Source organism: Nocardioides pacificus, assembly GCF_054775955.1.
Window position 1 is genome coordinate 799,917 of the sequence record NZ_BAAHCI010000015.1, and the last position, 14,642, is coordinate 814,558.

Below are 14,642 nucleotides of genomic sequence, written 5' to 3' on the forward strand. Positions count from 1 at the left end.
CGTCGATCTTCGCGAGGAGCTTGTCGGCCACCTCGGCGTCGAGGACACCCTTGGTGCCCGAGGCGCCGGCGAGCTTGGTGGCCTCGTTGAACAGCGTGTGCAGCTGCGGGTACTTCTCGAAGTGTGGGGCCTTGAAGTAGTCGGTCCACAGCACCCACAGGTGGTGCTTGACCAGCTCGGAGCGCTGCTCCTTGATGAGCACGGCGCGCGTGCGGAAGTCGGGGTCGTCGTTGTCGGCGACCTTGGCGATGATTCCCTTGATCGACTCGGCCTCGATGCGGGCCTGGGCCGGGTCGTAGACGCCGCAGGGAAGGTCGCAGTGTGCGGAAACCTCGACGGTCGGTGCGATGAGTCGCGCGAGCATCCTGGTCCTCTCGTAGTTCTGGTCGGTGATCGACTGCGACACTACTCCGCGTGGAAGAGGCGGCACAGGCGGACCGACCGCCCTTCGGACTGGCCCGGGTGCGTGGACGCTCGATGCAGCCGACGCTGCGCGAGGGCGATCTGCTGCTGGTGCGCCACCGCCGCACCGTGCGATCCGGCGACCTCGTGGTGGCCCGCTTCGTGGACGGGACGGTCGCGGTCAAGCGCGCCGTCGAGCGTCGTACGACGCGCACCGGGGCGCCGGGCTGGTGGCTGCTCAGCGACAACCCCGGCGAGGGGGTCGACTCCCGGCATCGCGGGCCGGTCCCGGCCTCAGAGGTGCACGCCGTGGTCCTGGCGCGGCTGTGGCCGCGCCCCAAGCGCCTCTAGCCAGCGCCGGGGGACCGTCGCGAAGGACGCTGTCTGGTCCGCCACATTCGAGAGACCGACCCGGGTTCGGGGTGCAGCCTGTGTCACACTTGGCCCGGGAGACCCCCGTGTCCATGTAGTTCCGCGACGCACCCCCTCGCGTCGAGCTGCGCCCACCCGTTTCCTCGAACGGCCAGCTGGCCACCCAGGAGAGTTCGACCCGCATGTCTGCTGACGCCGCCTCGCCCGACTTCGCGCACAATCTTGCGCCCGACCACCCCAACTCCGGAGACCCCGTCTTCGACCTCCACGTCGGAGGCAAGATGGAGATCCGCTCGCGGGTGGCCCTCGCCGGCAAGGACGAGCTCTCCCTGGCCTACACCCCGGGCGTCGCCCGGGTGTGCGAGGCGATCGCGGCCGACCCCACGCTGACGCAGCACTACACGTGGGTGCCCAACACCGTCGCCGTCATCACCGACGGGACCGCGGTGCTCGGCCTCGGCGACATCGGCCCCGCCGCCGCGATGCCGGTGATGGAGGGCAAGGCCGTGCTGTTCAAACAGTTCGGCAACGTCGACGCCATCCCGATCTGCCTGGCCACGACCGACGTCGAGGAGATCATCGAGACCGTCGCGCGGCTCGCTCCGAGCTTCGGCGGCATCAACCTCGAGGACATCTCGGCGCCGCGCTGCTTCGAGATCGAGGACCGGCTCAAGGCCATGCTCGACATCCCGGTCTTCCACGACGACCAGCACGGTACGGCGGTCGTCGCGCTCGCCGCGCTCAAGAACGCGCTCGTGATCACCGGCCGGGTCATGGAGACGACCCGCGTCGTGATCTCCGGTGCCGGTGCCGCCGGCGTGGCCGTCGCCAAGATCCTGCTCGCCGCCGGGGTTCGCGACATCGCGGTCATCGACCGCCAGGGCGTCGTCACCTCCCAGCGCCACGACCTGACTCCGGTCAAGCGCGCGCTGGCCGCCGAGACCGCCGACAAGACCGGACGCAGCGGCACCCTCGCCGACGCCCTCGACGGGGCCGACGTCTACATCGGCGTCTCCGGCGGCACGGTGCCCGAGGAGTCCGTCGCCAAGATGGCACCGGACGCGATCATCTTCGGCCTGGCCAACCCGACGCCCGAGGTGCACCCCGACGTGGCCCACCGGCACGCCCGCGTGGTCGCGACCGGTCGCTCGGACTTCCCCAACCAGATCAACAACGTGCTTGCCTTCCCCGGGATCTTCCGCGGTGCCTTCGACGTGCACGCCACCGCGATCACCGAGGGCATGAAGCTCGCCGCCGCGAACGCGCTGGCCGAGCTCGTGGGCGACGAGCTGGCCGAGGACATGATCATCCCCTCGCCGTTCGACCCTCGCGTGGGCCCCGCCGTCGCCACCGCGGTCGCCGAGGCCGCACGGCGCGACGGGGTCGCGCGCCGCTGAGGCACGCGAGCCCAGGCTGAGGCAGGCGGCTGAGCCCTAGGCTGCGGAGCATGACGCAGCCGGAAGAGCTCGAGCGGATCCTGGAGCAGGGCACCCGCCGGCGTGCGGGGGTCCTGCTCGCTGTCAGCCGCGCCGGGCAGCACGTCGCGCGCGGCCGCTCGCAGGAGGGCCCGCCCCCCGACGGGCGCACGCTCTTCGAGATCGGCTCGATCACCAAGACCTTCACGGCGCTGCTGCTGGCCGACGGCGTGGTGCGCGGCGAGTGGGGGCTCGACACCCCGGTGCGGGAGCTGCTGCCCTCCGGGGTCGAGGTGCCGCGCCGCGACGGCGTCGAGATCACCCTCGGACACCTCGCCACGCACACCTCCGGCCTGCCCAACTCCCCGATCCCGGTGCTGCGCGGCTCCGTGGAGATGCTGCGGGGACGCGACCCCTACGCGGGCCTCACGCCCGCCGGGCTGCTCGAGTCCCTGGCGGCCGCCCGCCTGCGCCGTACGCCCGGCTCCGGGGGCGTGCACTACTCCAACCTGGGTGCCGGCGTGCTGGGGGCCGCCCTCGCCCACGCCGCCGGCACGTCGTACGGCGAGCTGGTGGCGCAACGGGCGTGCCGTCCGCTCGGCCTGGTGGACACCGCCACCCACGACCGGCTCGACGCCGAGCAGCGCGCGGCTGGTGCCGGGGCACCGCGCCCGAGGCGGGACGGCCGCGCCCTGGCCGCTCGACGGGCTGCCCGGGGCGGGGGCACTGCGGTCGACGGGCGACGACATGCTGCGCTACCTGGGGGCCCAGCTCGACCCCGACAGCACGCCGCTCGCGGACGCGATCCGGCTGACCCAGACCCTGCGCGTGCAGGGACGCCTCGGTGCGGTCGGCCTCGGCTCGTTGCACAGCGACCGGCCGCACGCACTGTGGTGGCACAACGGTGGGACGGGCGGCTACCGGTCCTTCGCCGCGTTCGTCCCCGAACGGCAGGCGGCGGTGGTGGTGCTGAGCAGCTCGGCTCGCAGTGTGGACCCGATGGGCCTGCGCGCGATCCGGGTTGCCGTCGAGCGCTAGGTTGGCCGACATGTTCGCCGTCTATGCAGAGTCCTTCTCCTCCGACGACCCGCTCAGCGGCCTGGTGGTGGGCGAGCGCCCGGACCCCACCGCCCCCGACGGGTGGACGACCGTCACCGTCAAGGCCGCCTCGCTCAACCACCACGACCTCTGGTCGCTGCGCGGCGTGGGGCTCAAGGAGGAGTCGCTGCCGATGATCCTCGGCTGCGACGCGGCGGGGATCGACGAGGACGGCAACGAGGTCGTCGTCCACGCGGTGATCAGCGACCCGTCGTGGAGCGGTGACGAGACCCTCGACCCGCGCCGCTCGTTGCTCTCGGAGCGCCACCAGGGGACGTTCGCCGACAAGGTCGTCGTGCCCCGGCGCAACGTGGTGCCCAAGCCCGCGTCGCTGTCGTTCGCGGAGGCGGCCTGTCTGCCCACCGCCTGGCTCACGGCCTACCGGATGCTGTTCACCCAGGGGGGCCTCAAGGCCGGCGACTCGGTGCTCGTCCAGGGCGCCGGCGGCGGCGTCGCGACCGCGCTCATCGTGCTGGCCCGGGCGGCCGGGTTGCGGGTGCTCGCCACCAGCCGCGACGAGGCCAAGCGCGCCCGTGCGCTGGAGATCGGCGCCCACGAGGTCTACGAGAGCAACGCCCGCCTGCCCCGCAAGGTCGACGCGGTGATGGAGACCGTCGGGCGCGCCACCTGGTCGCACTCGGTGCGCGCGCTGCGCCCCGGCGGCGCGATCGTCATCTCCGGCACCACGTCGGGACCGAAGCTCGACGACGCGGAGCTCACCCGGATCTTCTTCCTGCAGCTGCGCGTCATCGGCTCGACGATGGGCACCCGCGGCGAGCTCGCCTCGCTGGTGGAGATGCTCGACGCGACCGGCACCCGGCCGCTGGTCGACCGCACCCTCGCGATGGAGGACGCCCGGGAGGGCTTCGCCGCGATGGCGCAGGGCGACCTCTTCGGCAAGGTGGTCTTCACCCGGTGAGCGCGTCTCGTCGTACCCACCTGATCACCGGGGCCGGCTCCGGCATCGGCGCCGGGCTCGCGCAGGCGCTGCACGCGCGGGGCGACCGGCTGGTCCTGGTGGCCCGCTCCGCCCGGCGGGCCGAGGAGCTGGCCGGCGAGTACGACGGTGCGGCCACGGTCGTCGCCGACCTCGCCGACGCCGACACGCTCGACGGAGCCCTCGCGGCCGGCCTGGCGGAGCACGCGGTGGAGCGGCTCGACTCCGTGCTGCACGTCGCGGGCGTCGTCGAGCTCGGCCCGGTCGCCGAGCTGTCCACGCAGGCCTGGCGCGCCCAGCTCGACGTGAACCTGCTGGCGCCCGCCGTGCTGACGCGCGCCTGTCTGCCCGCCCTGCGCGCCGCCGCGGGCACGGTCGTCTTCGTCAACTCCGGTGCGGGCCTCAACGCCAACCCGGACTGGTCGGCCTACGCCGCGTCGAAGTTCGGGCTGCGCGCCCTCGCCGACGCGCTGCGCATCGAGGAGCACCCCCACGGCGTCCGCGTCACCAGCGTCTATCCCGGCCGCACCGCGACGCCTATGCAGGAGCTGGTGCACCGTCAGGAGGGCAAGGACTACGACCCCGCCGCCTGGATCGACCCGGCCTCGGTGGTGAGCACGGTCCTGCACGCGCTCGACCTGCCCCGCGACGCGACCCTCCCCGACATCACGGTGCGGCCCGCTCCTCGCTGACCGCCCCTCACAGCTGGTGGGCGTGGTCGGCGCGGGTCTGCCAGTTGATGGCGCCCACCAGCAGCATCCGCAGCTGGGTGCGGGCGTCGTCGGCGATCACGAGCTCGGCCTCCGGGTCGCCGTCGGCGCCGAGGATGGCCTCGACGATGGCGACCATGGCCGTCACGATCAGGTTCGCCAGGACCCGGGTGTCGCGCTCGGACCACCGCTCGGTCCCGACGATCGCGGCCACGTCGGTGGCGAGCTCGCGCTCGACCAGGTCGATCTGACGGCGCACGGCGTCACGCACGGCGGCCGGGCCGGCGACGCGCTCGCGGGCGATGAACCCGAAGTGCGCGCGGCGGGCGTGCACGTGCTCGACGAGCACGGCGACCGAGCGGTCGATGACGGCGCGCAGGCTCGGGTCCCCGCGCCGTACGTCCCGGAGCATCGCGCGCAGCGACGCGAAGGACTCGGTGACCAGCTCGAGGCCGAGGTCGTCGAGCGAGGCGAAGTGGCGATAGAACGCCGTCGGGACGATGCCGACCTCGCGAGTCACCTGGCGCAGGGAGACGGTCGCGAAGGTGTGCTGCTCGGAGAGGGCGAGGGCCGCGTCGAGCAGCGCCTGCCGGGTGCGCTCCTTGCGCTCGCCACGGGTCGTGCCTGCGGCGTTCTCGACCTCGCTCACCGCCGCATCGTAGCGCCGGCCAGGCAGAGCGGCGTGGCCCGGGTCACGGCCGGCAAGGGTTGACCGTACCGCCGGTACGCCCCGTATGGTCGTCAGTGCACGCATGTGCACTCAAACTCTGGAAGGGACGGACGACGTGCGCCTCACCTCCACGATCCTCGGCTCCCGGGCCCTCGCGGCCCTCACCTCGCCCCACGGCGTCGACCGCTACCTCGAGCTCGTCAACCCGATGTGGGCGGCCCGCGAGGTCCGCGCGCGCATCGTCGAGGTCCGCCGCGAGACGACCGGCGAGCACCCCGTCGCCACCATCACGCTGCAGCCGACGAGCACCTGGCGCGGCCACCGAGCCGGGCAGTACGTCCAGCTCGGCATCGACCTGCCCGGCGCCCGCCGGACGACGCGCTGCTTCTCGATCTCCTCGGCCGAGTCCGGTCCGGGGGAGCGGTTCACCCTCACGGTCCGCGCCCACGACGACACCACCGGCCGGCGCAGCGTCTCGCGCTTCCTGGTGCACGACGCGCAGCCCGGCCAGATGGTCCACCTCAGCCAGGCCGAGGGCTCCTTCACGCTCACCGAGAGCCCGGCGACGCCCACCAACAACCACCTGCTGATGATCAGCGGCGGCTCGGGCATCACCCCGGTGATGGCCCAGCTGCGCACCCTGCTGCGCGACGGGTACGACGGCCGCGTGGGACGGCGCGTGACGTTCCTGCACTATGCCCGGACTCCCGACGACCAGATCTTCGCCGACGAGCTCCGGGCGATCGCCGCGGGCGACAACGGCGTCGACGTGCACGTCGTGCACACGGAGGCGGGCGGTGCGCCGTTCACGGCCGAGCAGCTGGCGCTACTGGTGCCGCGCTTCCGCGACACCGACACCTGGGCATGTGGCCCGGCCGGGCTGATCGACCTCGTCACCGCGGCGTACGACGGATCGCCGCGGCTGCGCGTCGAGTTCTTCAAGCCGGCCGGCCTCGTCGGAGGAGGCGGGGTGGCCGAGGGAGAGGTGCTGTTCAGCCGCTCCGGCGAGCGGGGGAGCAACACCGGAGCGCCGCTCCTGGAGCAGGCCGAGGCCCTGGGCCTGCGCCCCGAGCACGGCTGCCGGATGGGCATCTGCCTGTCCTGCACCGCCCGCAAGAGCGAGGGCACCGTGCGCAACATCGTCACCGGCGAGGAGTCCGCCCTGCCCGACGAGGACATCCGGATCTGCGTCTCCGCCCCCGTGGGCGACTGCGTCGTGGACCTGTGACCACCCAGCGAGAGGACCTGAAGATGAGCACTGTCGAGAGCACCGACACCCAGAAGACCCCGCTCCACCCCGTCCCCGACGGCCGGCTCACCCCCGAGCAGCTCGAGGAGTTCGGCGACGCCCTCGACGCGATCCGCCAGCGTGTGCTGGCCGACCTCGGCGACGTGGACGCGTCGTACATCCGCGACGTGGTGAAGGCCCAGCGCGCCTTCGAGATCGCCGGACGGGCGCTGTTCTACGTGCCGCCGGCCTGGCCGCTGGCCGTGGCGGCGCTCAGCATCTCCAAGATCCTCGACAACATGGAGATCGGCCACAACGTCATGCACGGGCAGTACGACTGGATGGGCGACCCTGGCCTGAGCTCGCGGATGTACGAGTGGGACAACGTCTGCCCCAGCGAGCAGTGGAAGTACTCCCACAACTACATCCACCACACCTACACCAACATCCTGGGCAAGGACCGCGACATCGGCTACGGGATCCTCCGGATGGACGAGGACCAGCCGTGGCACCCCTACTACCTCGGCAACCCGGTCTACGCGACGCTGCTGATGCTGTTCTTCGAGTGGGGCGTCGCGATGCACGACCTCGAGGTCGAGAACATCGTCAGCGGCAAGCGACGGATCTCCGAGAACGCCGCGCTGCACGCCGGCATCATGCGCAAGGTCCAGCGCCAGGCGCTCAAGGACTACGTGCTGTTCCCCGCGTTGACCGGGCCGCTGTTCCCGATGACCCTGGCCGGCAATGTGAGCGCCAACCTGATCCGCAACGTGTGGGCCTTCGGCATCATCTTCTGCGGCCACTTCCCGGCGGGCGTGGCGACCTTCTCGGAGGAGGAGAGCGAGGACGAGTCGCGCGGCCAGTGGTACTACCGCCAGCTGCTCGGGTCGGCCAACATCACCGGCAGCAGGCTCTTCCACGTGCTCACCGGCAACCTGTCGCACCAGATCGAGCACCACCTCTTCCCCGATCTGCCGGCGCGTCGCTATCCGCAGGTCGCGCCCGAGATCCGGGACCTGTGCGCCAAGTACGGCATCAGCTACAACACCGGGCCGCTGCACCGCCAGCTCGGCAGCGTCGCGAAGAAGATCTGCCGGCTCGCCCTGCCGCCGCGCAAGCCGTCCGGGGACGCCCCCGCGGGCGTTGCCCGCGAGGACCGGGCTGCCTGACACTGTCGGCATGGAGGACCACATCAGCAAGGCCGAGATCCGCAAGGACGCCGTGCAGGGCACGGTCGAGGCGGCCGCGACGACCGTCGGGCAGGTGGCGACCATCTTGACCTCCGCCGTCCGCGACGTGACCAGCGCTCTGGGGGGCCTGGCGACCGAGGTCTTCGAGATCCGTGCGGCTGCTCGTCGCGCAGCAGCGCAGCGAGCCCGGGACGAGGTGGGCGAGGACTAGCGGAACGACATCCGGAAGCTCTTCATCCGGAACGTCGCGAGCGGCTGGCGCCCGTGCAGCCAGCCGAGCGGACCGTCGGCCGCGAAGTCCCAGCTGCCCCACGCCGGCAGCGAGCGCGCCGAGCCGGTCAGCTCGGCGACGACCGGCATCCCGTCGTCGTGCTCCTGCCAGGTGCTGCCGGAGAACGGCGTCCGCACCGCCAGCCGGGAGGTGTCGAGGAACGACGCGGAGGCGATGGGCTGCTCGCCCAGGCTGGCCGACCAGCGGGCGCTGCCGACGGGCCCGATGTGGGAGGTCTCCAGCCGGAAGTCTGCGAGCTCCTTGGGGATCGCCCAGAGCGCGCGGCCACCCTCCATCGACTCCGCCGAGTCGACCCAGATGTCACTGATCGACACTCGCTTGTTGCGCCCGTCCTTGACGAGCCGGGCGACGAGCAGCTCGTGGTAGGTCAGTGGGCTGCCGGGCTGGTAGTCCACGAGCGCCACGCCGCAGACGCCGTCGGGCCGGTCAGGAACGCCGGAGACACGGAACAGCGAGAGCCACAGCTCGCCGACCATGTTCCAAGGGGGAGACGGGAACATGCCCGCAGCCTGATGGCTGCGGGCATGTCCGCGCGAGGGTGCTTCTCAGATGCCGGGATCCGGACGCTGTCGTTCGGCCCGATCGTTCGGCCCGATCGTTCGGCCTAGTCGTCCGGATCGTCGAGCCGCGCCAGCCAGGTGGCCAGTCGCTCGACGGCCGTCTCGAACTCGGGATGCGTGTCGGTGAACTCCTGCAGCCTGTCGGCGATCCACGCCAGGGTGACCTCCTCGTCACCCCGGCGCTTCTCGAGCTCCTCGATCCCGCGATCGGTGAAGTACACGACTAGCTCGCGAACGCCCGGTCGAGCAGGTTCTTCTGCTCCTCCTGGTGGCGCTTGATCGTGCCGACCGACGGCGAGGACGACGCCTGACGGGTGACCGGCTCGACGGTGACGTCGAGGCCGGGCCACACGTTGAGCTGGTAGTGCGGCCACGGGCCCATGTTCTCCGGCTCGTCCTGCACCCAGCGGACCCGCTTGAGGTTCGGGTACTTCGCGATCTCGGCGCGGATGTCGTCCTCGGGGCGCGGGTAGAGCTGCTCGATGCGGCCGATCGCGAACGAGCCCGCGTTGTCGAGCTTGGCGCGCTGGACCATCAGGTCCCACGTCACACGGCCCGAGCACAGCAGCAGCGTCTCCACCTGGTCGGCGTCGGCGTTCGCGTCCCCGATGAACGGCCGGAACGTGCCCTCGGTGAAGTCGGACGGCTGCGAGGCCGCCTCCTTGCGCTTGAGCATCGACTTCGGCGTGAAGACGATCAGCGGCTTGTGCTCCTCGCCGAGCGAGTGGCGACGCAGCAGGTGGAAGTACGACGCCGGCGTCGACGGCTGGGCCACCACGAACGCCTCCTCCGCACACATGGTGAGGAAGCGCTCGATACGAGCCGACGAGTGGTCGGGGCCCTGGCCCTCGTAGCCGTGGGGGAGCAGCAGGACCACGCCCGACTGCTGGCGCCACTTCGCCTCGCTGGAGGAGATGAACTCGTCGATGATCGTCTGCGCGCCGTTGACGAAGTCGCCGAACTGCGCCTCCCACAGCACCAGTGCCTCGGGCCGCGCCACGGAGTAGCCGTACTCGAAGCCGAGGGCGGCGTACTCGCTGAGCAGCGAGTCGTAGACGTGGAACTTCGCCTGGTCCTCGGTGAGCGTGGCCAGCGGCGTCCACTCGTCGGCGTTGGTGCGGTCGATGATCGTCGCGAAGCGCTGCACGAACGTGCCGCGGCGGGAGTCCTGACCGGCCAGTCGCACGGGACGGCCGTCCATCAGCAGGGCACCGAAGGCGAGGATCTCGCCGGTGCCCCAGTCGATCGGGCCGTCGGTGATCGCGGCGGCGCGACGCTGCAGCTGCGGCATCACCTTCGGGTGGACGGTGAAGCCCTTGGGCGGGGTGATGTAGGCGTCGGAGATCCGCTTGAGGACCTCCGGGGAGATCGCCGTCTCGGTCTCGCCGGCCGGCTTCTCCGGGTAGTCCGGGACCGTGGTCCACTCCGAGGGCTGGCCGGTGGCCTCGCGCACCTCGGTGAAGACCCGCTCCAGCTGCTGCTGGTAGTCGCGCAGGACCTGCTCGGCCTCCTCCACCGTGATGTCGCCACGGCCGATGAGGGACTCGGTGTAGAGCTTGCGGACCGAGCGCTTCTGCTCGATCAGGTCGTACATCAGCGGCTGGGTGTACGACGGGTCGTCGCCCTCGTTGTGACCGCGGCGGCGGTAGCACACGAGGTCGATGACGACGTCCTTGTTGAACGCCTGGCGGTACTCGAACGCGAGCCGCGCGACCCGGATGCAGGCCTCGGGGTCGTCGCCGTTCACGTGGAAGATCGGCGCCTGGACCATGCGCGCAACGTCGGTGCAGTAGAGCGACGAGCGCGAGGACCCGGGGGAGGTGGTGAAGCCGACCTGGTTGTTGACGACCACGTGGACGGTGCCGCCGGTGCGGTAGCCCCGCAGCTGCGAGAGGTTCAGCGTCTCGGCGACGACGCCCTGGCCGGCGAAGGCCGCGTCGCCGTGCACGAGCAGCGGGAGCACGGGGTACTCCGCACCGCGGTCGAGCACGTCCTGCTTGGCGCGGGCGATGCCCTCCAGGACCGGGTCGACGGCCTCGAGGTGCGAGGGGTTCGCGGCGACGGAGACCTTGATCTTGTCGCCCGAGCCGGCGGAGAACTCGCCCTCCGCGCCCAGGTGGTACTTCACGTCGCCGGAGCCCTGGACAGTGCGCGGGTCGATGTTGCCCTCGAACTCGCGGAAGATCTGGGAGTAGTTCTTGCCGACGATGTTGGCGAGCACGTTGAGCCGGCCGCGGTGGGCCATGCCGATCGCGACCTCGCTGAGCTTGGCCTCGGCGGCCGCCTCGCACAGCTCGTCGAGCAGCGGGACCGTGGTCTCGCCGCCCTCGAGGCTGAACCGCTTCTGGCCGACGAACTTGGTCTGCAGGAAGGTCTCGAAGGCCTCGGCCTGGTTGAGCTTGAGCAGGATGCGCAGCTGCTCCTCGCGGGGCGGCTTCACGTGCGGCTGCTCGACGCGCTCCTGGATCCAGCGACGCTGCTCGGGGTCCTGGATGTGCATGTACTCGATGCCCGTGGTGCGGCAGTAGGAGTCACGCAGGATGCCGAGGATGTCGCGCAACTTGAGGAAGCGCCGTCCCTCGCCGCCGAAGGAGCCGGTCGCGAACTCGCGGTCGAGGTCCCACAGCGTGAGGCCGTGCGTCTCCACCTCGAGGTCGGGGTGGCTGCGCTGGCGGTACTCCAGCGGGTCGGTGTCGGCCATCATGTGGCCGCGCACGCGGTAGGCGTGGATCAGCTCCAGGATCCGGGCCTGCTTGCTGATCTCGTCGTCGTGCGTCGCCGCGATGTCCTTGGCCCAGCGGATGGGCTCGTAGGGGATGCGCAGCGAGCGGAAGATGTCGTCGTAGAAGTCCTCGGCGCCGAGCAGCAGCTGGTGCACCCTGCGCAGGAACTCGCCCGAGAGCGCGCCCTGGATCACCCGGTGGTCGTAGGTGGACGTCAGCGTCATCACCTTGCTGACCGCGTTGCGGGTCAGCGTCTCGTCCGAGGCGCCCTGGTACTCCGCGGGGTACTCCATCGCGCCGACGCCGATGATGGCGCCCTGGCCCTTCATCAGCCGCGGGACGGAGTGGACCGTGCCGATGCCGCCGGGGTTGGTGAGCGACATCGTCGTGCCCTGGAAGTCGGCCACGGTCAGCTTGTTGTCACGCGCCTTGCGGACGATGTCCTCGTAGGCCGTCCAGAAGCCGGCGAAGTCCATCGTCTCGGCCGCCTTGATGGACGGCACGAGGAGCTGACGGCTCCCGTCGGGCTTCGGCACGTCGATGGCCAGACCCAGGTTGATGTGGGCCGGCGTGATCAGGTTGGGCTTGCCGTCGACGGTGTCGAAGCCGACGTTCATGTCGGGGATCGTCTTGAGCGCCTGGACCAGGGCGTAGCCGATGATGTGGGTGAAGGACACCTTGCCGCCGCGCGCACGGGCGAGGTGGTTATTGATCACCGTGCGGTTGTCCCACAGCAGCTTGACCGGCACGGAGCGCACCGACGTGGCGGTGGGGACGGTGAGCGACTCGTCCATGTTCTTCGCGGTCCGGGCCGGGGCCCCGCGCATCACGGTGTACGACGGCTCGTCGCTGGCCTCGCTGCGCGCCGGGGGAGCCGACTCCTTGGCGACCGGGGCCTGGGAGCCGCGCGCCGGCTCAGCAGCCGCCACCGGCGGACGAGGGGTCGCCTTGGGGGCCGGTGCGGGAGCCGTGGTCCCAGACTCCTTGGCGGGCTGCTTGGCGGGAGCGGCGGCCTTGGCGGCCGGGGCGGAGGCAGTGGCGGGCTTCTGCTGCGCCTTCTCCGGGGCCTTCTCTGGGGCCTTCTCCTGCGCCTTCGCCGGGGCTGGGGCAGGCTGGGCGGCGGTGCTACCGTTCCCGGCGGTTCGGCTCGGGTCGCCGTTGGCGGCGAAGTACTTCGCCCACACGGGGTCCACGCTGTCGGGATCCTTGCTGAACTGCTCGAACATCTCGTCGACGAGCCACTCATTGGCTCCGAAGTCGGCGGTGGGGTTGTCGTGAGACTGGCTGCCTGGGGACTGCGGCACGGCTGTGTTCGCCCTCTTCCGGTACGCGCGCGGGGTAGTGAAGTACTAGGGCGCAAGGCTAGTCGCAGGGATCAACAATTGCAGGCTCCGGGGTGCACGAAGCGGCGAGTCCGGCCCCCGGGGACGTGTGGAGCCCGTCATGAGGCTCCTGGATCAGGGAGAGTGCAGCCATGAGACGACCACCGAGAGTCACCGCTCTCGCCCTGTGCGTGGCACTCGCCGGGTCCGCCTGCACGGGTGACTCCGACGGCCCCGCTCAGGAGCCGGACCCGTCGGCGTCGTCACCGTCCGCCGAGGCGCCGGCGTTCACGACGCGGTCCCGGCTCGGGAAGGTCGCGGGCCGGCTGCCGGCGCGTGAGCGAGCGCCCGTCGTACGTGCCGTCACCGCGGTGGTCGAGGGGTGGACCAACGGCGCCTACCTGGCCGGGGACTACCCCCGCGCGACGTTCCGCATCTTCCCCGGCTTCACCCTCGGTGCGCGGCAGGAGGCGCTGCGCGACGTCGACCTGATGAGCAACGCCGACATCGGCGAGCGGATCACCCGGGTCGTCCCGGCTCGTCAGGTGGTCGCCGTCGACGTCCTCGCGCGCAAGGCTCGGCCGGTGGCCGCGACCGCGCGGCTGCTGCTGCAGTTCGACACCGAGGGGGAGGTGGCGAGGAGGGTCACCGTCCGCGGTCGCCTGATGCTCACGCGCTCGGGCAAGGGTGGCGGCTGGGGGATCTTCGCCTACGACATCACGAAGGGGAGGTTCCGATGAGCGTCGCGACGCCACGATGGACCCGACGCGCGAGCCGGGCGCTGCGCGGCGTCGTACTCGCCACCGTGCTGGCGGTGACGGCGCTCGTCGTCCCGGACTCGGCGGTGCACCGCACCGAGGTCGCCCTGGTCAAGGTGGACCGGGCCTCCGGCGTCGACCTGACGCCGGACGTGGTCTGGATCCTCGCGGTCGGCTCCGACGCCCGTGACGGCGAGCCGATGCTGCGGGCCCGGGGCGACGCCATCCAGCTGATCGGCATCAACTCCAAGACGGGGGCGGCGAGCGCGATCGGCATCCCGCGCGACTCCTGGGTGCCGATCCCGGGGTACGGCAGCAACCGGGTCAACGCCAGCCTCTACTTCGGAGGTCCCCAGCTGATGGGGCGCACGGTCGGGGCGATGGTCGGGATCGAGCCCGACTACGTCTTCGTGACCCGGTTCCCGTTCTTCGAGGACATGGTGGACGACATCGGCGGCATCGAGGTGCGCAACCCGCGACCGTTCGCCGACGAGAACCTGATGCAGGTCGGCTTCAAAAAGGGCCGGATCAAGCTGAACGGGTACGGCGCGATGGCGTTCTCCCGGATCCGCAAGTCACTGGCGGGCGGTGACTTCGAGCGCTCCGCCAACCAGCAGCGCACGCTGCGTGGCATCCACGCGAAGGTGCGGGCCAACGCGCACCGGCCCGGGTTCATGGAGCGGGGCGTGCTGACCGTGATGTCCCACCTGCACACGAACCTGCCGCCCGGGGAGCTGTTCCGGATCGGGCAGGCGATGGCGCAGGTGGATCCGCGCAAGATCACCACCTGCGTGGTGCAGGGGAGGACCGGCATGGCCGGGAGCGCGAGCGTGGTCTTCGCGAACATCTCCGACGCGCGGCGCTACGGGAACCTGGCGCGCAAGGACGCCACGATCGAGCGCTGCTGAGGGTGTGAAACTGCGCCGACTCGGCGGTGAATTTGCGCCGACTCGGCTGTGAAATTG

14 protein-coding genes and 1 pseudogene are annotated in these 14,642 nt (G+C 71.2%); 10 read left to right on the top strand and 5 right to left on the bottom strand.

Annotated features, from left to right (window positions below):
* The coding region (sodN, locus tag ACYU7L_RS22305) for a superoxide dismutase, Ni (protein ID WP_460801213.1) at nt 1-364 on the bottom strand (364 nt) is incomplete at its 3' end.
* A gap of 50 nt (nt 365-414) precedes the next feature.
* Between sodN and ACYU7L_RS22310 the strand changes: the two genes are divergently transcribed.
* From ACYU7L_RS22310 to ACYU7L_RS22330, 5 genes and pseudogenes are all read left to right on the top strand, one after another.
* Nucleotides 415-753 carry a S24/S26 family peptidase gene (locus ACYU7L_RS22310; RefSeq protein WP_460801214.1) on the top strand — a complete coding sequence of 113 codons (339 nt, stop codon included), beginning with the start codon at nt 415-417 and terminating at the stop codon, nt 751-753.
* A gap of 203 nt (nt 754-956) precedes the next feature.
* Nucleotides 957-2,171, top strand: coding sequence for an NAD(P)-dependent malic enzyme (locus tag ACYU7L_RS22315; RefSeq protein WP_460801216.1), 1,215 nt, complete (start codon nt 957-959; stop codon nt 2,169-2,171).
* 50 nt (nt 2,172-2,221) lie between these two features.
* Nucleotides 2,222-3,227, top strand: a pseudogene (locus ACYU7L_RS22320) (serine hydrolase domain-containing protein).
* Nucleotides 3,228-3,237: 10 nt separating this feature from the next.
* Nucleotides 3,238-4,206: a zinc-binding dehydrogenase gene (locus tag ACYU7L_RS22325; RefSeq protein ID WP_460801218.1), complete on the top strand. Its 969-nt coding sequence runs from the start codon at nt 3,238-3,240 to the stop codon at nt 4,204-4,206.
* Nucleotides 4,203-4,916 carry an SDR family oxidoreductase gene (locus ACYU7L_RS22330; protein ID WP_460801220.1) on the top strand — a complete coding sequence of 238 codons (714 nt, stop codon included), beginning with the start codon at nt 4,203-4,205 and terminating at the stop codon, nt 4,914-4,916. The genes ACYU7L_RS22325 and ACYU7L_RS22330 overlap by 4 nt, the downstream gene beginning before the upstream one ends.
* A 7-nt stretch (nt 4,917-4,923) precedes the next feature.
* Here the strand turns inward: ACYU7L_RS22330 and ACYU7L_RS22335 are convergent, their stop codons facing one another.
* Nucleotides 4,924-5,583: a TetR family transcriptional regulator gene (locus ACYU7L_RS22335; RefSeq protein WP_460801222.1), complete on the bottom strand. Its 660-nt coding sequence runs from the start codon at nt 5,581-5,583 to the stop codon at nt 4,924-4,926.
* Nucleotides 5,584-5,719: 136 nt separating this feature from the next.
* Between ACYU7L_RS22335 and ACYU7L_RS22340 the strand changes: the two genes are divergently transcribed.
* From ACYU7L_RS22340 to ACYU7L_RS22350, 3 genes are read left to right on the top strand one after another with little or no spacing between them, the layout of a single operon-like run.
* Nucleotides 5,720-6,832 carry a ferredoxin reductase gene (locus ACYU7L_RS22340; protein WP_460801224.1) on the top strand — a complete coding sequence of 371 codons (1,113 nt, stop codon included), beginning with the start codon at nt 5,720-5,722 and terminating at the stop codon, nt 6,830-6,832.
* Nucleotides 6,833-6,855: 23 nt separating this feature from the next.
* Nucleotides 6,856-8,001, top strand: coding sequence for a fatty acid desaturase family protein (locus ACYU7L_RS22345; protein ID WP_460801226.1), 1,146 nt, complete (start codon nt 6,856-6,858; stop codon nt 7,999-8,001).
* A gap of 10 nt (nt 8,002-8,011) precedes the next feature.
* The gene (locus ACYU7L_RS22350; protein ID WP_460801228.1) at nt 8,012-8,233 is read left to right on the top strand and encodes a hypothetical protein; all 222 of its coding nucleotides are present in this window, start codon (nt 8,012-8,014) and stop codon (nt 8,231-8,233) included.
* Here the strand turns inward: ACYU7L_RS22350 and ACYU7L_RS22355 are convergent.
* From ACYU7L_RS22355 to ACYU7L_RS22365, 3 genes are all read right to left on the bottom strand, one after another.
* A complete protein-coding gene (locus ACYU7L_RS22355; RefSeq protein WP_460801230.1) occupies nt 8,230-8,814 on the bottom strand; it encodes an acetoacetate decarboxylase family protein in 585 nt (194 codons plus the stop codon). The two genes, ACYU7L_RS22350 and ACYU7L_RS22355, sit on opposite strands and share 4 nt — an antisense overlap.
* A gap of 104 nt (nt 8,815-8,918) precedes the next feature.
* Nucleotides 8,919-9,095, bottom strand: coding sequence for a DUF6104 family protein (locus ACYU7L_RS22360; RefSeq protein ID WP_460801232.1), 177 nt, complete (start codon nt 9,093-9,095; stop codon nt 8,919-8,921).
* A 2-nt stretch (nt 9,096-9,097) separates the two neighbouring features.
* Entirely contained in the window at nt 9,098-12,901 is a 3,804-nt protein-coding gene (locus tag ACYU7L_RS22365) for a multifunctional oxoglutarate decarboxylase/oxoglutarate dehydrogenase thiamine pyrophosphate-binding subunit/dihydrolipoyllysine-residue succinyltransferase subunit (RefSeq protein WP_460801234.1), read from the bottom strand.
* Nucleotides 12,902-13,071: 170 nt separating this feature from the next.
* On the opposite strand from ACYU7L_RS22365, the gene ACYU7L_RS22370 reads away from it, so the two are divergent.
* A complete protein-coding gene (locus tag ACYU7L_RS22370; RefSeq protein ID WP_460801236.1) occupies nt 13,072-13,659 on the top strand; it encodes a hypothetical protein in 588 nt (195 codons plus the stop codon).
* Nucleotides 13,656-14,585, top strand: a complete 930-nt coding sequence (locus ACYU7L_RS22375) for an LCP family protein (RefSeq protein WP_460801238.1) — start codon at nt 13,656-13,658, stop codon at nt 14,583-14,585. The genes ACYU7L_RS22370 and ACYU7L_RS22375 overlap by 4 nt, the downstream gene beginning before the upstream one ends.
* Nucleotides 14,586-14,642 lie beyond the last annotated feature (57 nt).